Here is a 20,430-nt window from a genome sequence, read left to right on the forward strand (position 1 = left end):
CAGGAGCGGTTCAGGGCTCGGGTCCGTGTCACCTGCGGACCGTTCCTCCCGCGAGACACCGTTCGGCGCTGGCGCGCCTCTCTGCCAGGTTCGCGTGGCCAAGGACCGAAGAACCGGCCGGCTCCCACGGCAGCGGGGAGCCGGCCGGCGTTCAAACTGAAGAACTACGGCGCCCAGGGCGCGTCCAGCGACCAGGTGGTGTCCTCGGTGAAGAGGGTCGGGCTGTCGTACGCATTGGGGCCGCCCGGCGTTGCCAGCCACAGCTCGGCGTTGTAGTGCCGCAGGTAGTATTGGCCCGGGAAGTTCCAGGCCGTCAGCCGGACGCCGCCGTTGCCCGGCTGCGCGCACCACGTCGCGTCGGCCTTGAATGGCGCCGAGTTGTCGTTGGCGTCCATGCGCACCCGGAATGCCTGGTTCCGCAGGTAATGATCGGGGAAGTTGCGCGCCTCGAACGAGTAGCAGGACGAGTCGGCCAGGCCGGGCACGACCCGCCAGGTCGCGTCCTGTTTGAGCAGCGCGGTGCTGTTCGCGTCCACGACGTCGATGTAGCCGAGGCCGTCGCGGTGTCGCGCGTAACGGTTGGTGCAGCACGCCGTCGTCGCGCGCAGCGACTTGTAGACGCCGGTCTGCAGGGTGGCCGCGGCCGGCGAGGATGCCTTGGGCGGGCCGGTCGCATCGCCGACGGCGACGGCCGGACCGCTGGCGTCCGGACTGCTGGGGGCGGGGCTGCCGCCGAGTTCCGGACTGTTGGCGGCCCACTTCGGGACGGATGAGGTCGGGGCCGCGGCCGGCAGCGGGGGAGCGGCTTCGAGGTCCGACGAGGGCTGGGTCGGCCAGGTCGAGGCCAGCAGGACCGCCACTGCGGCCAGGCCGGCCGTCACCAGGCCGAGCAGGAGGCGGCCTCTCCTTCGTCGGGTGCTCCGCCGCGGTGCCGGCCCGCTCGGCCCGCTCGGCTCGGCCGTCCCGTTCGGCCCGGCGGTCCCGTTCGGCTCGGTGGTCCCGTTCGGCTCGGCGGCCGGGACCGCCGGCTCGGCGCCGGATCCGGGGTCGGCCGGTGCCGGTGGGGAGACCGGATGTGCGGCGGACGCCGGGTGCGGTTCAGCCGCGGCCGGGGCAGCCGCGGCGGGTACGGGCGGCACCACCGGCGCTGTGCGGTGGCGTGCCCCGGCCCGGCGCTGCGGTGAGCCGCCCGCCGACAGCATCGCGGCCCCCAGCGCCACCGCGTGTTTGGGGTGGGTGTTGCTCAGGATCGGCCGTCCCAGCGCGTCCCGCAGCTTCTGCGACACCAGCGGAATCGGCGACGACCCGCCGACCAGGAGCACGGCGGTCAGGTCCTGCGGGGTGATGCCGGCGGCGCTCAGGGTGCGCCGGAACGCCTCTACCGTGGTGTCCAGCGATGGGCCGATCATCTGCTCGAACGTGTCGCGGGTGATGCCCACCTGCCGGGGCGAGCCGGGCAGCGGCACGGTAACCTCGGCCGCTTCGCGCGTGGACAGGGCCTCCTTGGCCAGCGTGCAGTCGCGCAGGACGGCGGCCAGGATCGGGGCGGTGCGCGGGTCGGCCGGGTCGAGCGCGCTCAACGCCCCGCCCAGCCGCTGGTCCACGTGGCTCAGCACGGCCTGGTCGAAGTCGGCGCCGCCGAGCCATTCGATGCCCTCGGGGGTGCCGACGATCTCCAGCCCGGCCCGGCCGTTGCGCACCACGGCGCTGTCGAAGGTGCCTCCGCCCAGGTCGTACACGGCCAGCAGGCCGTCGGGCGGCAGCGGCCGGGTCGAGCAGTAGTAGGTGGCCGCGGCGACCGGCTCGGTGACCAGCCGCACCGCCGGCACCGGCGCGGTGGTCGCGTCCGTTGCTGGCGGCGACGCAGGGGATGAGGCAAGGTGGGACGGCAGTCCGGCCAGCGGGGCCACGCCGGCGAACTGCTCGCGCCGGTACGGTCCCCAGACCGCCGGGTGGGTCAGCACGATGCGATCGGGCGGCGCCTGCCGGGCCTGGCTGACCGTCTCGAGCACGTCGGACAGCAGCGCGGCCATCAGCGCCGTTGGTGAATGCGGCGCGCCGGCGAGGACCATCGGCGTGGGATCGCCCAGCCGCCGCTTGAACTCCCGCGCCGCCCGGGCCGGGTCCTCCAGGCTGAGCCGATCGGCCGGCTCACCGGTCATCAGCCCGGCCTGTTCGTCCATGTACACCACGGACGGGACCGCGAAGGCCTGGCCGCTGAGCCTGACCATGTCCAGGGTGCCGTCGTGTATCAGCGCCGCGGCGACGAAGCTGGTACCCAGATCGATGCCGATTCCGTACATCCAGAACCCTTTCACCCGATCCGGAGCCGGTAGTATGGCCGATTGAAGGTCATGATCGCGCGGCCGGATCATTACGAAACGACGACGCCTGCGGTAACAGAACCAAATCGCTTAGGCGAATGCAAGGAAAGGCTGGGCATGGACGTCGCGGTCGCCGACGACGGCGCGCTGTTCCGCGAGGGGCTGCAGATGCTGCTCACCGCCGCGGGGCACACCGTGGTCGGGGGGGTCGAGGACGGCGACCGGTTGCTCGACCTGCTCGCGCGGACCGCCGTCGACGTGGCGATCCTCGACATCCGGATGCCGCCGGGGCCGGAGGGCGGGCTGGACACCGCCGCGCGCATCCGCCGGCGGCATCCCGGCGTCGGGCTGCTGCTGCTGTCCCAGCACGCCGAGGCGCACTACCTGTTCCAGCTGCTGGAGGTCGGCACCGAACGCATCGGCTACCGGCTCAAGGACCAGGTGGCCGGGGTGGCGGTCCTGGCCGACACGCTGGTCCGCATCGCCGCCGGCGAGATCGTGATCGAGCCGGTGCTGGCCGCGAACCTCGTCAACCGGCCCGGTCCGGACACGCCCGGTCCGCTGGCCGAGCTGACCGAACGAGAACGGGTCGTGCTCCGGTTGATGGCCGAGGGCCGCTCCAACACGGGCATCGCCACGGAGCTGTTCGTCTCGGTCAAGTCGGTTGAGAAGTACATCGCGAGCATCTTCACCAAGCTGGGCCTCTCTGCCGAGGCCGCGCACCACCGGCGGGTGCTGGCGGTGCTGGCGTACCTGCGCTCGAACCGGGCCGGCTGACCGGCGTGGCCCCGTCCGCGGACCTCCTCAGCAGCGGCGCCGGTCGGCCGGCGCCACGGCCGCCGCTGGCGCTGCTGGCCGAGCTGCTACCGGTCCAGGCGGCCGGCGCCCGCGGCACGTCGGGCCGCCCCGGCGATCCGGTCGGCAACTACCGGCCGGTGATCCGGGCCCTGCTGCGCAACGCGGCCCGGGGCTGCGCCGCGCGCCGCGCCGAGCTGTGGCTGCCCGGCGCGCCGGCCGAGGGCGCCGGGCAGCCGCTGTGGCGACCGGCGGTCCGCTGGCGGGGCTGGCGGTCGGTGCGGGCCGGCGCAGGGCGCGAAGGCCGCGATGGCCGCGAAGGCATTGCCGATCCGGCGCTTCTGTCCACTCTGGACGGTGTCGCCGCGACCGTCGAGGTGCCCACCGCCGGCGGCTCCCGGCCCGCGGTGCTGGTGCTGGCCCACCGCGACGGCACGGGCCTGCGATCGCACGAGCTGGACCTGCTCGGCGACACCTCGATGTGCCTCGGCCTGATGCTGCGCGAGGCCGCCGCGCGCGGCGCCGCCCAGGCGGCCCGGGACGAGGGCGGCCGGGCCCTGCAGCGGGTGGGCACCGTCCAGCTGGAACTGGCCACCGTGCTGGCCGTGGAGCGTGACCGGCTCGCCTGCGCGGTGACCACCACCTCCGGCCGGCAGTTGCGGGCGGTCGTCGAGCACACCGCGGCGCTGGAGTCGGCGCTGGAGTCGCAGGGGCCCGGCGCCGTCGCGATCGTGGCCACGATCCGGGCCGCCCTGCTCGAGATGATCGAGCAGTTCCGCGCCGTGGTCCGCGGGGTATACCCGCAGGTGCTGCGCGGCTCCGGGGTGGCCGCCGCGCTGGCCGAGATGGCCGCGACGCTGCCCGTGCCGGTGCACTTCCACGGCGACCTCGGCCGGCGCCAGGGCTGGGAGGTCGAGTCGGGCCTGTACCAGGCGGCGGCCTCGGCCGTGACGGCGCTCTGCGCGGCCGGTGGCGACGAGCCGGTGCGGGTCGAGCTGGCGCGCGACGGGGACGTGCTGACGATCCGGCTCGAGCGGGCCGGTCCGCAGCCGGACCGGGTCGGCGCCGACCTGCGCGACGACACGCGCCGGCTGGCCGCGCTGGGTGGCCGGCTGTCGGTGGCGAGCCGCCCGGGCACCGCGACGGTTCTGGTGGAGATCCGGCTGCCGGAGCGCTGGGGCGGCGACGGCACGCCGCCCGCGCCCGCCACCGGCGGCGACGCCGGAACCGTGGCGCAACGGCTGCGCGACCTGCTGCTGTCCGCGCTCGGTACCCCGGCCGACGGGGCCCCGGTGCGGGTGGCCGTGGACCGCCAGGACGCCCGGGTCCGGGTGGCCGTGGTCGGTCCGCGGGCGGACGAGCTGGTCGCCCGGCTGTGCGGCCGCAGCGCCGACCGGCTGTGGCCGTCCCCGGTGCTGTACTACCAGCACGGGCCCGTCGAGCAGGCCACGGTCGAGCCGATCGGCCCGGCCCGGGCGTGGCGGCGCATCCGCGTCCCCGGCTGGTCCGGCCTGGATCCATCGGCGGCCGGCGGCGAGCGGCACCGGGTGCTGCTGGAAAGCCCGGCGCCGGCGCTGCGGGGGCTGCGGCTCGTGCACCACCGGCAGCGGGTGGACGCGCGGCTGGCGGCGGAGCTGTGCCGCTGGTCGGACACCGCGGACGGGCCGCCCGACGTGGTGGTCCTGGCGCTGGACGGGCTGGTGACCTCGGCGCAGTCGGAGTTCCTCGGCGCCCTGCGAGCTCCGTCTCCGGACGGATTCGCCCCGGTGGTGATCTGCGCGCATGCGACCGGTCCGGGCGCGCGGCCACGGCTGGCCGCGCTGTGCGACACCGTGGTCGGCTGGCCGCCGGGCGGCGACACCGGCCCGGTCGAGCTCGCGCTGCGCGGCTGGGTCCGGTCCTGGTCCGGGCTGCTGGCCGCCCGCTGGGCGCTGCGCGCCCTGGCGTCCGCGGCGTCCGCCGGCCGGCGCGACGACCAGCTCGGCCTCGCGGTGGAGGCCGAGGCCGCGGGCGCGGACGAGCTGACTGAACTGGACCTGCTGGATGCGTTACGGGGCCGGCGGATCCGGTTGCCGCACGGACACGACGACGCCCTGCGGCTGCTGGGTGCCCACGGTCGCGATCCGCGGGCCCGCCTGGGCCTGGCCCAACGGGCTGGTGTGGAACAGGTGAGCGGCGCGGCGGCGCGGGCGTTGGCGTTCTGGCGCACCCAGGCGATGCGGCCCGATCCCGGAACGGCCGGCCGGGGCGCATACGCGTCGCTGGTGCGGATCAGCGAGCGGCTGTTGACCGGCGCGGCCCACGGGTGATCCCGGGGCGAGCGACGCCGGTCAGATCGCGACGAATCCGCTGACCTGTGTGCCCGTGGCCGGGCTGGACCTGACCGTCAAGGTGCCACCGACGGTGGCCAGCCGCTCCGCGAGCTGGCGCAGCGGCATCGGGCCGCTGGCGTCGAACCCAGGCCCGGTATCGGTCACGTCGAAGCTCAGTCCCCGGGCGGAGGTGCGCAGCGTCAGCGTGACCTTGGCCCCGGGCACGTGCTTGTGCGCGTTGCTGACCGCTTCCAGGCACGCGAGGTAGACCGTGGCCTCCACCTCGGGCGGATACCGGCGGCCGCTCAGCAGCGGGTCGATGTCCATGGTGAGCGTGTCCAGGGTGCCCAGCCGGGCCGCCAGCGCCGTGACCAGGCCGTGGTCGGCCAGCGGCAGCGAGAGGAGCCCGGTGGCCGTGCTGTGCAGGACCTCTTCGGTGCTGGCCAGCAGATCTTTGAGGCGTTGCAGGTGCCCGGCCGCCTCGACCCGGTCGCCGGCACCGAGGTGGTGTTCGACCAGGGCCAGCGACATCTGCAGCGCCACCATGTGGTGCTGGGCGCCGTCGTGCAGGTCCCGTTCGAGGTGGTACCGCTGGCGTTCCATGTCGCCCGCGGCCCGCAGCCGGGCGTCGGCCAGCTGTGCCGCGCCGCGGCGCAGCATCTGCTCGGCGTCGTCGGCGCAGAGCCGGGCGCGCAGCTCCGAGGCCAGCAGCCGGGTCACCGTGAGCAGTTCCGGCCAGTCGCGCAGCCGCCGCGCGGCGGCCGGCGGGTCGACCCGGACCTCGCCGAGTGCGTGCCCGTCGTGCTCCAGCCGGATCGTGGCCGACGGCGGCGGCTCCCGACCGGCGGCCGGCTCCTCACCGCGACCGGCGTCGCCCACCTCGGGGACCCGACCGGCGCCGTACTCCTGCACCCGGTATCCGGCCGCGGAGTCGAGCCCGGCCGGCAGCCGCAGCACGAGCCGGACGTGGTCCGCGGCCAGGCAGGCGCCGAGCGCTTCGGCCAGCGCCTGGCCGTGGCGCTCCGGCAGGGGCGGTCCGGGCAGCGCGCGCAGGGTCTCGACCAGGCGTGTCACGGCGGCGGTCCGGTCCGCCTCCCGGGAGCGTCCGGTTCGCTCGCAGCGGCGATGCACCATCGCACTGTACCCGCGGCGGGACGCGGTCGCTCAGGCCGCGCAGGGGGTGCGGTCGGCCAGGACCCGGCGGGCCGCGCGCAGGGCATAGTGCACCCGGCTCTTGACGGTACCCACCGGCACCCCGAGTGACGCGCCGATCTCGGCCGCGCTGCGCCCGTGCAGGTACACCTCGATCAGTGCGGCGCGGTGCTGCGGCCACAGCTCGCCCAGGACCTGCTCCACCAGCACCCGGTTGTCGACGTCGTCGGACGGGTCGGCGAGGGCCACGTCGGCGGCCTGATCGAGCGCCACCTCGGCGGGGCGTGCCTTGCGCGTGCGGTAGCCGTCCATGACCAGGTTGTGCACCACCCGGCGCAGCCAGCCCAGCACCGGCCCCTGGTCGGGGGTGAGCTTGTCCAGGTGCCGCCAGGCGCGCACGAATGCCTCCTGCACGGCCTCCTCGGCGCGGTGGTTGTCGCCGTCGGTCAGCCGTCGTGCGTACGTGGTCAGTGGTTCGCGGTAGCTGTCCACCAGTTCGCGCAGGCGCCGGTCACTGTCGGTCGTGCCGGCCAGTCCCGTGTTGAGCACCGTGTTCGTCATGTCTTGACAGTGCCGCTCAGCGGTACCGCTCCAACACGGTGTGTGCCCGTCGGTGACGCAGGGTTCTCACCCATTCGGTTGAGGGTTATCCCTACCCGCGCACTGCCGAGCCCGCCCGTGAACTCGGGCCGCACCCGCCACCGTGTGACGGATAGGACGACGTCGAAAGAGGTGCGCATGTCAGAGGCCAGCTTCCCCGAGGTCGGCATCGGGATCACGACGCACAATCGGGGCCCGGTCCTGCGCCAGGCGCTGGAGGCGATCCGCAAGTACGCACCCAGCGGCGCCGCGATCGTGGTGGTCGACGACGCCAGCGATGAGCCGGTGGACGAGGCGACCTACCGGTTCGACACCAACGCCGGGATCGCCCGAGCCAAGAACAAGTGCCTGGAACTGCTGGCCGAGCTGGGATGCACCCACCTGTTCCTGTTCGACGACGACTGCTGGCCGGTCGCCGACGGGTGGGAGCGGCCGTACGTGGAAAGCCCCGAGCCGCACCTGATGTACATCTTCACCGACACCCTGCTGGGTCCCCTGGGCGACTCGGTGGAGATCTACCGCGACGCCGAGCTCAAGGCGTACTCGCACCCGCGCGGCTGCATGCTGTACCTGCACCGGCGGGTACTCGACGAGGTCGGCGGCTACGACCCCCGGTACGGCCGCTGGGGCTATGAGCACGTGGACCTGTCCAACCGGATCTACAACGCCGGGCTGACCTCGTTCCGGTTCGCTGACGTGGCCGGCAGCGAGCACCTGATCCACAGCTGCGACGAGCACGTCACGGTCGGCTCCAGCGTGTCGGACATGGAGCGCTTCACCCTGATACGGGACCTGAAGACCCGCTACGAGTCCAGCCGCGCGTCGGCCGAGTACTGCGAGTTCCGGCCCCGCCCGCTGGGCCCGCTGGCCGCGACCAACGTGGTGCTGACCACCTACCTGACCGCGCAGCCGGACCCGCAGCGCGGTGTCGCCTGGACGCCGGACTACGCCGACCTGGCCGAGTTGCGGGAGTCGCTGCGCCGGCACGGGCGGCGGCTGGTGGTGCTGCACGACTGCCTCGACGAGCCGGACACCGACCTGGTCACCCACGTGCGCGTACCCGCCGGTGCCGCCGGTGCCTCGCCCTACTTCCAGCGCTGGCTCTGCTATTGGCAGTACCTGCGCGAGCACCCGGAGATCGACCAGGTGTGGTGCGTCGACGGTACCGACGTGGAGATGCTGCGCGATCCGTTCCCCGAGATGGAGGACCGCCTGTACGTGGGCGACGAGCCGTCCCCGTTGTGCATCCCGTGGATGGTGTACCACCACGGCGGCAGCGAGACGCTGCTGCGGTTCCTGTCGGCCAACCGCGGTATCCAGCTCCTCAACGCCGGCCTGGCCGGCGGGAGCCGGAAGGTCGTGATGGACTTCTGCCGGGACGTGTTCGACTGCTGCGTGCAGCACGCCCGCGAGGCGGGCCCGGTCGACATGGGCCCGTTCAACTACGTCGCGCGCACCTGGTACACGGGCATGGTCACGCACGGGCGGCAGGTCAACACCGTGTTCCGGACGTTCGACCGCACGGCGACGGATTCGTGGTGGCGGCACAAGTAGGCGCCCGCGGCGGGCTCCTCGGCCGACGCGGGCGCGGCGCGGGTGAACCCGGAGCGCGGGACGGGGGACCGGTGCAGGCGGACGACCGCGACGCCGTGGCAGATGACGCCCTGCACGGCCTGCTGCTGCGGCTGGCCGGTTACCTGCCGGATCCGGTGCTGGGCGACGTGCGGGACCGGCTGGCCGCCGGCCGGCGGCCCGAGGTCGCCCGGACGGTGGCGTTCGAGGCGTTGGCGCAGCCGCTGCACCTGGCGCCCGACGAGGCCGACGTCCTGCGCACGGAACTGACCGCCGAGGCGGCCGACCGCGACCTGGCCGCCGCGCTGGCCGAGGTGATCGGCGACCGGGATCCGGCGCCGTGGCTGTTCCAGTCCACGCTCACGGTCGCGGATCCCGGGACGGACCCGGTCGTGGCGCGCCCGGTTGACCTGACCGGCGCCGCCGCCGACGAGCTCGACCCGGTGGACCGGGCGCTGGTGGCCTTCGCGCGCGGCACGCCGGGGGTGCGCGCGCTGTGGCGTTCGTGGCGTATGCCGGCCGGCTCCCACGCCTGGCACGCGCCGGTCCGGGTCACGGTGCTCGGCGTGGAGCGCACCACCGGCGGGTTGCCCGCGCTCGCCGCCGGTGCGCGAGCGGTGATGGCCGGCGCGGGCGACCCCAACGCCCAGGCGGAGGTGTGCCGGGCCGGCGCGGACAGCCCGTACTACCAGACGCTGGCCCGCTGCTGCGGCGCGCTGCTGTGGGCGGCCCACCCGCCGCGACCGGTCGACGTCGCGCCGGTGTTCCACGGCGCCGACCCGGCCCGCGGCCCGTGGTTCGCCGCCGGCCGCCCCGTCGTGGCCGAGCCCGACGAGCGCGTACGGCTGCTGGCGGCTCTGCGCGCCGCGCCGGTGATCGTCTGGACCAGCACCCCCACGGACGACGTGCTGGCCCCGCAGCACGGCGCGGTGGTGCCGCAGCACCTGCGCAGCGACGGCCGCTGGGTCTGGAGCGAGGCCGCGGCCTTCTACCTGGAGCGACACGGCCTGGCCCCGGACCCCCGGCTGGTGGCGCACCTGAACCTGCCCGACCCGCAGCCGCCGGACGAGGTCGCGATCCACCGGGCGATGGTGTACGTGTTCCGGCACGGCCTGGATTCGGCGGCCTGGTACTCCTGAGCGGCGGGGATTTCGCCCTGCCTGCGCGGCAGCCCAGACGTGTCTTCAGCTATCGCCAGGAGTTCCTGTGGCCCCGCCTGCCAGGTCCCGCCGTCAGGGTGACCCGGATGCGCAGATCGCACCGCTGGCCGGATACTCCGTGGCGGTGGCGTCCGAGCGGCGCAAGCACGTCCTGGCCGAGCATCTGGCCCAGGCCGGCGCGCGCACCATCGGTGTGCAGGCGAGTCGGTCGATCCCGCAGATCGACCAGACGCGGCTGCGTGCGGCCACCGACGAGGTGCTTGCCGGGCCGTGTGACGAGCTGGTCGTCTCGTCCGCGTTCGGGCTGCGGAGCTGGTTCGCCGCGGCGGGTCGATGGGGCCTGGCCGACGCGCTGCTGGCCCGCTTCGGCACGGCCCGGCTGCTGGCCCGTGACGCCCGCGCCGCCGACAGCCTGCGCGAGATCGGGCTGAGCACGGTCTGGTCGACCGCCGGTGCCTGCACCGAGGACCTGTTCCGGTACCTGCTCGCGCAGCCGGTCGCGGGGAGCCGGATCGTCGTGCAGACCGACACGGTGTCGCTGCGGGAGCCGTGCCGGGCGTTGCGCGCGGCCGGCGCCGACGTGGTCGAGGCGCCGACGTTCCAGAGTCTTCGGCCGGCGTACGCCGAGCATCTGCGTCGCCTCGTCGACCAGATCGTCAACCGGCAGATCAACGCGGCGGCCCTGCTCGGCGCGCCGGCCACCGAGTATCTGCTGGCCGAAGCGAAGGCCGAGGGCCGGCTGGACGACATGCTCAACGCGCTCTGCGACGACGTGCTCTGCGCCTGCCTGGGTGCCGGCACCGCCGCCCCGTTGGTGGCCTGGGGCGTGCACCCGATCGTCGGTGCCGCCCCGTTCGCCGAAGAACTGGCCGTCGCATTGCTGGAAGCCTTGCCGCGGACGGCGACCCGGCTCGAGATCGGGCCGCACGCGCTGGAGCTGCGCGGCCAGGCCGTCGTGTTGGACGGGCGGCTGATCCCGATGCAGGCGGGCCCGCTCGCGGTGCTGCGAGCGCTGGCCCGCCAGCCCGGCCGGGTGGTCTCCTCCGCCGAGATCCGCCGCTCGATCCCCAACTGGTCCGATGTGGACGATCACGCCATCGAGATGGCCGTGTCCCGGCTACGGCGCACCCTCGACGGCGCCGACCTCGTGCACACGGTCATGAAACGCGGCTACCGCCTCGCCACGTGACCGGGTAGGCCAGTCGTGCCGGTCGGATCAGGGAAGGTAGCCGCGACCCGGCGCCGGTTCCGTGGGACTATGCGGAACCAGTACGAGCCGTAGCCCGGCAGGGTCAGTAGGTAGGGCCGCAGGCCGATGCTGGGGAAGCGGGTGTCGCCGGTCAGCTCGACCGGCGTGTGGCCGTGGAAGCGTGCACCGAGGGGCAGTTGCACCGGCTGCGGGTGACGGGACAGGTTGTGCACGCAGAGCAGCACCTCGTCGCCGGTGTCGTCCTTGTGTTCGCGCAGGAACGCCAGGACCGCCTGGTTGGATCCGCCGAGGTCGGTCAGGTCGCCGAGGGCGAACGCGGGGTGCCGCTTGCGGATGGCGAGCATCTTGCGGGTCCAGTGCAGCAGCGAGGCCGGCTCCTGCTGTTGCCGTTCGACGTTGACCGACTGGTAGCCGTACACCCAGCCGTTGTTCATCGGCAGGTACAGCTGGCTCGGGTCGCATCGGGAGAACCCGCCGTTGCGGTCGACGTTCCACTGCATCGGCGTGCGCACGCCGTCGCGGTCGCCGAGGTACACGTTGTCGCCCATGCCGATCTCGTCGCCGTAGTAGATGACCGGCGACCCGGGTAAGGAGAGCAGCAACGACGTGAACAGCTCGATCTGGCTGCGGTCGTTGCCGACCATCGGGGCGAGCCGGCGCCGGATGCCGAGGTTGAGCCGCATGCGCGGGTCGCGGGCGTACTCGCTGTAGAGGTAGTCGCGCTCCTCGTCGGTGACCATCTCCAGGGTGAGCTCGTCGTGGTTGCGCAGGAACGTGCCCCACTGGCAGCCTTCGGGAATCTTCGGCATCTGCTCGAGGATCTCCGAGATCGGCACCCGGGACTCCTTGCGCACGGCCATGAAGATCCGGGGCATCAGCGGGAAGTTGAACGCCATGTGGCACTCGTCGCCCGCCAGGAGCGTGGGGTCGCCGAAGTACTCCACGAGGTCGGTCGGCCACATGTTCGCCTCGGCCAGCAGCACGCTGCCCGGGTACTCGTCGTCGACCATCTTCCGGACGCGTTTGAGGTACGCGTGCGTCTCCGGCAGGCCGGCGCAGTCGGTGCCCTCGCGCTCGAACAGGTACGGCACCGCGTCGAGCCGGAAGCCGTCGATGCCGAGGCCGAGCCAGAACCGCACCACGTCGAGCATCGCCTCGGCGACGGCGGGATTGTCGTAGTTGAGGTCCGGCTGGTGGTGGAAGAACCGGTGCCAGTAGAACTGCTGCCGGACCGGGTCGAAGGTCCAGTTCGACGGCTCGGTGTCGGCGAAGATGATGCGCGCGTCGGAGTACTCGGTGTCGGTGTCGCGCCACACGTAGAAGTCGCCGTACGGGCCGGTCGGGTCGCGCCGCGACTCCTGGAACCAGTGGTGGGTGTCGGAGGTGTGGTTGAGCACGAGGTCGGTGATGACCCGGATGCCGCGGGTGTGGGCCGCGTCGAGCAGGGTCACGAAGTCCTCGATCGTGCCGTACTCCGGGGAGATCGTGTAGTAGTCGCGGATGTCGTACCCACCGTCGCGGCGCGGCGAGTCGTAGAACGGTGGCAGCCAGAGGCAGTCCACGCCGAGCCACTGTAGATAGTCCAGTTTGGACACCAGCCCCAGCAGGTCGCCGACGCCGTCGTTGTTGGAGTCGAAGCCGGCCTGTGTGAGGACTTCGTAGAAGACGGCACGCTGGTACCATTCCGCGTTGACCGGCATGCTACTTCACCGATCCCGCCAGCACGCCCTGCACGAAGTACCGCTGGAAGGCGAAGAACACGATCAGCGGCAGCAGCATCGACAGGAACGCGCCGGGCGCGATCACGTCCACATTGGAGGAGAACGTGCCCATCTGCTCCTGCAGGACGTAGGTGATGGGCTTGCTGGACGCCCCGGCGAAGACCTTCGCGACCAGCAGGTCGTTCCAGACGAACAGGAACTGGAAGATGGTCAGCGAGGCGATCGCCGGCCAGCCGATCGGCAGGATCACCCGGGCGAAGATCATGAACTCGCTGCCACCGTCCATCCGGGCCGCCTCGAGCAGGTCGCGCGGGATGCCGATGAAGAAGTTGCGCAGCAGGAAGATGGCGAACGGGAGCCCGAACGCCACGTGGAACACGATCACGCCGGTGAGTGAGCCGAAGATGCCGAGCGCGCCGAAGAGCTTCGCGTCCGGGATGATCGCCATCTGGACCGGTACGACGATGAGCGCGACCAGGACGGCGAACACCGCGTCGCGGCCGCGGAAGTCCTGCCACGCGAGGGCGTAGGCGGCCGCCGCCCCGATCAGCACGACCAGGATGGTGGACGGCACGGTGATGAGCACGCTGTTCCAGAGCCCGTCGACCATGTCGCGGTTGTCGAGGAGTTTGGCGTAGTTGGTGAGGGTCAGCTCGCTGGGCTTGGTGAAGACGTGCCACCAGCCGGTGGCGGCGCTGGCCGAGGCCGGGCGCAGGCTGGCCACCAGCAGGCCGGTCGTGGGCAGCAGCCACATCAGCGCGGTGAGCACGACGACGGTGTACATCAGGCCGCCGCCGAGCCGGGCTACGATCCGGGACACCAGGCTGCGCCTGGGCGGGCCGATCACGGCGGTGCCGGCCGGCTCGATCGTCGGCACCCGGGCGGTGGATACGAAGCTCATCGGTCCTTGTCTCCTCGCAGCCGGCGGACGTTGTACAGCATGGCGGGCACCACGAGCGCGAAGAGCAGCACGGCCAGTGCGCTGCCCAGGCCGGTGTTCTGGCGCGCGAAGGCGGTCTGGTACATCTGCAGCGCCACGACGTTGGCGTGGTCCTGGGTCACCGGGTCGGGCGCCAGGATGTACACCAGATCGAAAATCTTCAGCACGTTGATGACCAGCGTGACGAGCACGACCACCAGCACGGGCCGGACCAGCGGGATGGTCACCCGCCGGAACACCTGCCACTCGGTGGCACCGTCGACCCGGGCGGCCTCCTGGGCATCGCGCGGGATGGCGGAGAGGCCGGCCGAGATCAGCACCATCGCGAAGCCGGCCCAGATCCAGATGTACGCGGCGATGATCGCGGGCGTGACGATGCTGCCGCTGAGCCAGGTGACGCCGTTGAACGGGGCGGCGAAGTTCGACGCGGCCAGCCGGATCGTGTACCCGTCGCCGGTGAGCTGGGGGAATGCGAAGCCGCCCGCCGGGCCGGTCCGGGTCGTGGCGACCACCTTGCCGTCCCGTACCGCCTCCACGACCATGCCGGGCAGTCCCTTTTCGCCCGCGTCGACGGCGCCGGGCCGGCCACTGCCGCCGCGGCTGAAGTCGAGCCAGACCACGCCCCGCAGGCCGGTTCCCGCAACGTCCGGCGCGGCCTCGACCGCCTCGGCCGGGACCCGGTCGGGTGGGAGGCCGACCATCGGCAGCAGGACTTGCGCCGTATCGGCGGCCGGTTTCGCGGTCTGCACGGCGCCGTCCACGGTCACCAGGCCCGCCTCCTCGCGCGGGCTGGTCCCGTAGTACTTCGACGGCGGCTTGAACACGTCATGGACCGACACGATCGCGGCATTGAGGGCGCCGCGGTCCTTGTCCGCCTCGTACACCAGCGTGAACGTGACGCCGGCCGCGAGGAACGAGATGGCCATCGGCATGAACAGCACGGTCTTGAAGGCGGTGGCCAGCCGGATCCGCTCGCTCAGCACGGCGAACAGCAGTCCGAGCGCGGTGACCACCGTCGGGGCCACGACGACCCAGATGACATTGTTGACGATGGCCCGGCGGGTCGCCGGCCCGGTGAACATCTCGACGTAGTTGGCCAGGCCGACGAAGCGGGTGCCGTCGGCGTTGAAGAAGCTGTACCACACCGTGGCGACGATGGGGTAGGCCACGACGGCGGCCAGGATGACCAGAGCCGGGCCGAGGAAGAGCGCCGTGATGAGGCCGGGCGCCTCCCAGCGGCGCGGTCGCCCGGGCTTGCCGTCCGGCGCGTCCGGCCGGCGGGCGGGGGCCCCGCCGAGAACCGGTCGGGCGGTCGGCCGGCTGTTGTTCCTCGTTGCCGGTGACGCCCTGAATGCGCCTGCCGGCTCGGACGCGCGCGCCATCAGTTGCTCCCGAAGTCCTTCTTGGCGGCGTCTTCGAGCTTGCCCGCCAAGGCGTTCACATCCATCGCAGGGTTGCCGAGGAACTCCTGGAGCAGCTTCCACTCGTCGGCGTTCGTGCCACCGCCGAAGGATGCCGGCGCCAGGTCCGACATGTCGAACTTGATCACGTCGGCGTTGACGACCAGCTTGGCCAGTCCGCGCACCGTATCATCCGGATACGCCGACGGATCGGCGAGCTTGTTCGGCGTGATGAACCCGCCGCCCTTGGCGAAGGTCTCGGCCGACTCCTTCGAGGCGAGGTAGGCCATGAGTGCCATCGTCGCCTTGTCGTCCTTGAGTGCCACCGCCTGGTCGCCGCCGACCACCACGGACGGCTTGGCGCCCTTGATCGACGGGAACGGCAGATACTTGGCCGTGTCGCCGACCTTGTACTTGCCCGCCTTGGTGATCTCCGAGCCGACGAAGTCGCCCTCGCACAGGATCGCCGCCTTGGGCTTCTCGCCGAACACCTCGGCGACGGACTGCGAGAAGTCGATCTTCAGCGCGCCGGCGTTGCCGGCGTCGATCATCCGCGGCGTCGACCACAGCTGCCCGATCACCTTGAGGGTTTCCACCACGGTCGGGTCGGTCCACGGAATCTGGTGCTTGGACAGCTTGTCGTAGTTCTCCGGGCCGCCGACCTGGATGTACACGTTCTCGAAGAAGTCGGTCAGCGTCCAGGCCGACGCGCCGGGCACCGCGAACGGCGTGATGCCGGCGTCGGCGAGCGTCTTGGCCGCGGCGAGGAACTCCTCCCAGGTCTTCGGCTCCTTCACGCCGGCCGTGGCGAACGCGTCGGTGCGGTACCAGCAGATCGACTTCTCGGCGGCCTTCAGATAGAAGCCGTACACCTTGCCGTCGACCGTGCCGAGGTCCTTCCACGCGGCACTGTAGTTCGCCGTGACCGCGTCGAGCGCCTCGCCGCTCAGCGGCTTGAGGTTGCCCTTCTTCGCCAGCTCGGCGACGGTACCGGGCTGCGGGATCAGCGCGATCGACGGCGGCGTACCGCCGGAGATCTTCTGGTTCAGAAACGACGCCACGTCGTCGCCGGCGGAGGTGTAGACGGTCTTGACGCCGGTCTTCTTCTCGAAGTTCTCGAGCACCTTCTTGAAGTTGGCCTGCTCGACGCCCGACCACTTCGCCACGACCTCGACGGTGCCGCTCAGGCTCGGTCCGCCGGACGGTTCCGACGGGGTACCCCCGCAGCCGGCAGCGGTCGCCGCCACCACGGCCAGCGCCGTGGAGAGCCGTGCCATACGTGCCATGAAAGTCTCCTTCTTGCCAGGGGTGCTGTTATGGACGAATCCCTCGCCGGGCCGGCGAGGACGTTGGCGGTAGATCGCGCCGCGGGCGGCGCGGATCACTGGATCGTCAGGCCGCTTTCCAGGTCGAATACGTGCAGGCGGGCGGTGTCGACGGCGACCGCGACCACCTTGTCCTTGCCGACCTGCGAACGCGGGCTGAACCGGGCGACGAGCTCGGTCAGCGGCGCGGCGGAGTCGAGCGGGTCCAGTCCGGCGTCGCGGGCCAGCTCCCGGGTGTCGTCGGTGACCACGCCGGGCGCCGCGACCCGCAGGTGCACGAGCAGTTCGGAGCCGAGCCCCTCGACGAGGTCGACGGCCGCGTGGAGCAGCGCGCCGCCGGCCGGCGCCAGGCGCGCGTCCCACATCTCCTCGGGCCTGATGCCGACGGCAACCGGGCGGTCGAGGTACGCGAGCACACCCGGCCGGGCCTGCAGCAGCGCCGGATCGACCCGCAGGCGCTGGTCGCCGATGCACAGCAGCACGTCCTCCGCCGACCTCGTGAAGACGCCGGTGATCAGGTTCATCGCGGGCGAGCCGATGAAGCCGGCGACGAACATGTTGGCCGGCCGCTCGTAGAGCTCCTGCGGGGAGGCCACCTGCTGCAGCACACCCTTCCTCATGACCGCCACGCGGTCGCCCAGCGTCATCGCCTCGGTCTGGTCGTGGGTGACGTAGATGGTCGTCACGCCGAGTCGCCGGGTGGTGCGCCCGATCTCGGTGCGCATCTGCACCCGCAGCTTGGCGTCCAGATTGGACAGCGGTTCGTCCATGAGGAATGCCTGCGGCTCCCGGACGATCGCCCGCCCCATCGCGACCCGCTGGCGCTGCCCACCGGACAGCGCCCGCGGCCGGCGACGCAGGTGCTCGCTCAGCCCCAGCGTGGCGCCGGTCGCGGTGACCCGGCGTTCGATCTCGGCCCGGGGCATCTTGCGCAGCTTCAGGCCGAAGGCGATGTTGTCGTACACGTCGAGGTGGGGGTAGAGCGCGTAGCTCTGGAACACCATGGCGATGTCGCGGTCGCGGGCCGGCACCCGGTTGACCACACGGCCGCCGATGCTGAGGACGCCCTCACTGATGTCCTCGAGCCCGGCGACCATGCGCAGCGCCGTGGTCTTGCCGCAACCGGACGGGCCGACGAGCACGAGCAGCTCGCCGTCGGTGATGTCGAGGCTCAGCCCGTCGACGGCCCTTGTCCCGTCGGTGTACACCTTGCTCACGTCGTCGAGGCTGACCTGCGCCACGGAGCACTCCCAATCTGCTGGTTCGTCAGGATCCGCCGGAATTCGTGCGAAGTCCGCCACGCGTTCTCACGCATAGGTCGTGATGGCTTCCGAATTCGACGGTGCAGCGAGTGTTGCCGCGTTAGCGCGGCGATGACCAGACGCCGTAACGATCCGCAACAGATGCGAGATAGTCCTCACAAGATCGCGATTTGAACCCCGGGCAGACTCGCCGAAGATGTCCGCTTTAGCCGGAATCTATGCGGCAATGGTTGCCGCATCAGGGTGCAGAAGAACCTCCGCCATTCCTGGCGACGGATTCATTCTTGCAGCCTCCGGGCCGGCGAAAGAATCAGTGAGCGGACATTTATCGTATCGTGACTTTCCCCCCGGTGCATCTCCTGGCACGGTAGAAGCCAATCTGTCGAAATCGCCGACGACGGATACGCTTGCCGCGCCGCCACCCCCGGCCGGTTCTGCCCCCGCCTGCCCCGCCACCGCCGACGATGCCAGGCGTGCCTGCCGCCAGCCCAACGGGCCCGAGAGGAGTGTGCCGTGCCCCCACCGCCAGCCCATGCACAGCGATCGGCCGCCGGGCACGCCCCGGACGGCTCCGGCGGCTCGGCCATCGCACCACTGACGGGCTACACGGTGGCCTTGGCGACGGAGCAGCGGCGCCCGGCGCTCGCGGCCCCGCTGGAGGAGGCCGGGGCTAAGGTCGTCGCCGTGCAGGCCCTGCGGGTCGTCGCCCAGCCGGACGAGGACGAACTGCGCACGGCCACCGAGCAGTGCCTGGCCGCGCCGATCGACGAGCTCATCGTCACCTCGCCGTTCGGCTTCCGCTCCTGGCTCAACTCGGCGCAGCGATGGCACCTCGCCGATCGGCTCATCACCGCGTTCGGCCACGCCCGGCTCCTGGCCCGCGACGGCGCCGCGGCGGACAGCCTGCGCGAGATCGGGCTGCGCGAGATCTGGTCGACCGCCGCCGCCTCGACCGACGACCTGATGCGCTACCTGCTCGCGCACCCGGTCGCGGGCCAGCGCATCGTGGTGCAGGTCGACACGCCGTCGCTGCGCGAACTGTGCCAGACGCTTCGCCGCCAGGGCGCCGACGTGGTGGAGGTGCCGACGTACAGCACGGCTGTGCCGACCCACGCCGAGCACCTACGGCGACTGGCCGACCAGCTGATCCGCCGGCAGATCGACGCGATCGCGCTGACCAGCCCCGAGGCGACCGAGAACCTGCTCGAGCAGGCCGACCGCGACCAGCGCCGGCCCGAGGTGCTCAACGCCCTCTGCGACGAGGTGACCGCCGTCTGCCTGGGCCCGCTGACCGCCGCCGCGCTGACCGCCCAAGGGGTGCGCCCCCTGACCGGACCCATCGGCTACGCCGACGACTTCCTCGCGACACTGATTGCCGTGCTGCCCAGCAACGCCGTACGGGTCGCGCTCGGCCCGCACCAGGTGGAGATCCGCGGGCAGGCGGTCATCGTCGACGACCGCCTGATCCCGGTCCAGCCGGTCCCGATCGCCGTACTGCGGACCCTCGCCCGCAGCCCGGGTCGCGTGATGTCGTGCGCGGACATCCGCCGCAACATGCCGACCGGCGCCGCCGTCGACGACCACGCCATCGAGATGGCGATATCCCGGCTGCGCCGGGCGCTCAACGGCACGCCTCTGATCCACACGGTCATGCGCCGCGGCTACCGTCTCGCGATCGGTGCGGGGTGAGAACTCGGGGGAGCTTCCCTCGTCTCGCTATCCGTGGCCTGCACGGCTCGCGGTAGCGGGTGATTCGGCTGGCACGCCGCGTTACGCTTGGTGCAGATGCAAGGATGGCGCGAGCTGCCATGGTTTTGATGCTGATCGTCGTGTTGATGGTAGCGGTGGCCGGGTTGTTGGCCAGCGCCCGGATCGTCCGACAGTATGAACGCGGTCTGGTCTTCCGGTTCGGGCGTCTGCAAGAGGTGACACGCGGGCCGGGCCTGACGCTGATTGTCCCGATTCTGGACCGGCTGCAGAAAGTGAACTTGCAGATCGTCACCATGCCGGTACCAGCACAGGATGGGATCACCCGCGACAACGTGACCGTCAAGGTAGACGCGGTGGTGTACTTCCGGGTCATCGACGCGCTCCGGGCCATCGTCAACGTGCAGGATTACATGTTCGCGGTCCTCCAAGTGGCGCAGACGTCGCTGCGTTCGATCATCGGTAAGAGCGACCTCGACGAGGTGCTGACCAACCGGGAGCGGCTCAACCAGGGCCTGGAGGTCATGATCGACAGTCCGGCGATCGATTGGGGCGTCCACATCGACCGCGTGGAGATCAAGGACGTCTCGCTGCCGGAGTCGATGAAACGGTCGATGTCCCGACAGGCTGAAGCGGAGCGGGAGCGGCGTGCCAGGATCATCACCGCGGACGGTGAGCTGCAGGCGTCGCGAAAGCTCGCCGACGCCGCGGCCACGATGGCGCGGACACCGACCGCGCTGCAGCTGCGGTTGTTGGAGACGGTGGTCGAGGTGGCAGCCGAGAAGAACTCGACGGTAGTGCTGCCGTTCCCGGTCGAGCTGTTGCGCTTCCTGGAGCGGTCGGCTTCGACGCAGGCCACCGTCGAGCCGCCGCAGACCGAGCACGCGACGGGGCTGTCCCGGGTGCACACCGCGCGGTAGTCGGTCCACCTCGGCACGTGCTGCGCGGGC

At 71.9% G+C, this 20,430-nt stretch carries 15 protein-coding genes; 7 read left to right on the forward strand and 8 right to left on the reverse strand.

Annotation, left to right across the window (positions count from 1 at the left end):
- Positions 1-164 precede the first annotated feature (164 nt).
- A complete protein-coding gene (locus ACQPY0_RS17750) occupies positions 165-2,303 on the reverse strand; it encodes an AbfB domain-containing protein (RefSeq protein ID WP_432990147.1) in 2,139 nt (712 codons plus the stop codon).
- Between the two features lie 138 nt (positions 2,304-2,441).
- On the opposite strand from ACQPY0_RS17750, the gene ACQPY0_RS17755 reads away from it, so the two are divergent.
- Both ACQPY0_RS17755 and ACQPY0_RS17760 read left to right on the forward strand, forming a co-directional pair.
- Positions 2,442-3,101 carry a response regulator gene (locus tag ACQPY0_RS17755; protein ID WP_432990149.1) on the forward strand — a complete coding sequence of 220 codons (660 nt, stop codon included), beginning with the start codon at positions 2,442-2,444 and terminating at the stop codon, positions 3,099-3,101.
- 5 nt (positions 3,102-3,106) lie between these two features.
- Positions 3,107-5,428: a hypothetical protein gene (locus ACQPY0_RS17760; protein WP_432990151.1), complete on the forward strand. Its 2,322-nt coding sequence runs from the start codon at positions 3,107-3,109 to the stop codon at positions 5,426-5,428.
- A 21-nt stretch (positions 5,429-5,449) separates the two neighbouring features.
- Here the strand turns inward: ACQPY0_RS17760 and ACQPY0_RS17765 are convergent, their stop codons facing one another.
- On the reverse strand, positions 5,450-6,505 hold the full coding sequence (locus tag ACQPY0_RS17765) for a sensor histidine kinase (protein ID WP_432990153.1): 1,056 nt from the start codon (positions 6,503-6,505) through the stop codon (positions 5,450-5,452).
- A gap of 90 nt (positions 6,506-6,595) precedes the next feature.
- Entirely contained in the window at positions 6,596-7,144 is a 549-nt protein-coding gene (locus tag ACQPY0_RS17770; RefSeq protein ID WP_432990155.1) for a sigma-70 family RNA polymerase sigma factor, read from the reverse strand.
- 177 nt (positions 7,145-7,321) lie between these two features.
- Between ACQPY0_RS17770 and ACQPY0_RS17775 the strand changes: the two genes are divergently transcribed.
- From ACQPY0_RS17775 to ACQPY0_RS17785, 3 genes are all read left to right on the forward strand, one after another.
- Positions 7,322-8,737 (forward strand): glycosyltransferase family 2 protein, encoded by a 1,416-nt coding sequence (locus ACQPY0_RS17775; RefSeq protein WP_432990157.1) that lies wholly within the window; start codon positions 7,322-7,324, stop codon positions 8,735-8,737.
- A 95-nt stretch (positions 8,738-8,832) separates the two neighbouring features.
- Entirely contained in the window at positions 8,833-9,894 is a 1,062-nt protein-coding gene (locus ACQPY0_RS17780) for a hypothetical protein (protein WP_432990159.1), read from the forward strand.
- 67 nt (positions 9,895-9,961) lie between these two features.
- Positions 9,962-11,104, forward strand: a complete 1,143-nt coding sequence (locus ACQPY0_RS17785; protein WP_432990161.1) for a uroporphyrinogen-III synthase — start codon at positions 9,962-9,964, stop codon at positions 11,102-11,104.
- On the opposite strand, the gene treS is transcribed toward ACQPY0_RS17785, so the two are convergent.
- The 5 genes from treS to ACQPY0_RS17810 form a co-directional block, all read right to left on the reverse strand.
- Entirely contained in the window at positions 11,086-12,825 is a 1,740-nt protein-coding gene (treS, locus tag ACQPY0_RS17790) for a maltose alpha-D-glucosyltransferase (protein WP_432990163.1), read from the reverse strand. The two genes, ACQPY0_RS17785 and treS, sit on opposite strands and share 19 nt — an antisense overlap.
- Position 12,826: 1 nt before the next feature.
- On the reverse strand, positions 12,827-13,747 hold the full coding sequence (locus ACQPY0_RS17795) for a carbohydrate ABC transporter permease (protein WP_432990165.1): 921 nt from the start codon (positions 13,745-13,747) through the stop codon (positions 12,827-12,829).
- Entirely contained in the window at positions 13,744-15,168 is a 1,425-nt protein-coding gene (locus tag ACQPY0_RS17800; RefSeq protein ID WP_432990167.1) for an ABC transporter permease subunit, read from the reverse strand. Before ACQPY0_RS17800 ends, ACQPY0_RS17795 begins: the two co-directional genes overlap by 4 nt.
- Positions 15,168-16,472 carry an ABC transporter substrate-binding protein gene (locus tag ACQPY0_RS17805; RefSeq protein ID WP_432990169.1) on the reverse strand — a complete coding sequence of 435 codons (1,305 nt, stop codon included), beginning with the start codon at positions 16,470-16,472 and terminating at the stop codon, positions 15,168-15,170. The genes ACQPY0_RS17800 and ACQPY0_RS17805 overlap by 1 nt, the downstream gene beginning before the upstream one ends.
- A 95-nt stretch (positions 16,473-16,567) precedes the next feature.
- Positions 16,568-17,752 carry an ABC transporter ATP-binding protein gene (locus ACQPY0_RS17810; protein WP_432990171.1) on the reverse strand — a complete coding sequence of 395 codons (1,185 nt, stop codon included), beginning with the start codon at positions 17,750-17,752 and terminating at the stop codon, positions 16,568-16,570.
- Positions 17,753-18,286: 534 nt separating this feature from the next.
- On the opposite strand from ACQPY0_RS17810, the gene ACQPY0_RS17815 reads away from it, so the two are divergent.
- Positions 18,287-19,462 (forward strand): uroporphyrinogen-III synthase, encoded by a 1,176-nt coding sequence (locus tag ACQPY0_RS17815; RefSeq protein WP_432990173.1) that lies wholly within the window; start codon positions 18,287-18,289, stop codon positions 19,460-19,462.
- 128 nt (positions 19,463-19,590) lie between these two features.
- The gene (locus ACQPY0_RS17820; protein WP_432990175.1) at positions 19,591-20,400 is read left to right on the forward strand and encodes a slipin family protein; all 810 of its coding nucleotides are present in this window, start codon (positions 19,591-19,593) and stop codon (positions 20,398-20,400) included.
- Positions 20,401-20,430: the final 30 nt, after the last annotated feature.

It is taken from the genome of Dactylosporangium sp. CA-233914 (assembly GCF_050942935.1).
Taxonomy (GTDB): domain Bacteria; phylum Actinomycetota; class Actinomycetes; order Mycobacteriales; family Micromonosporaceae; genus Dactylosporangium.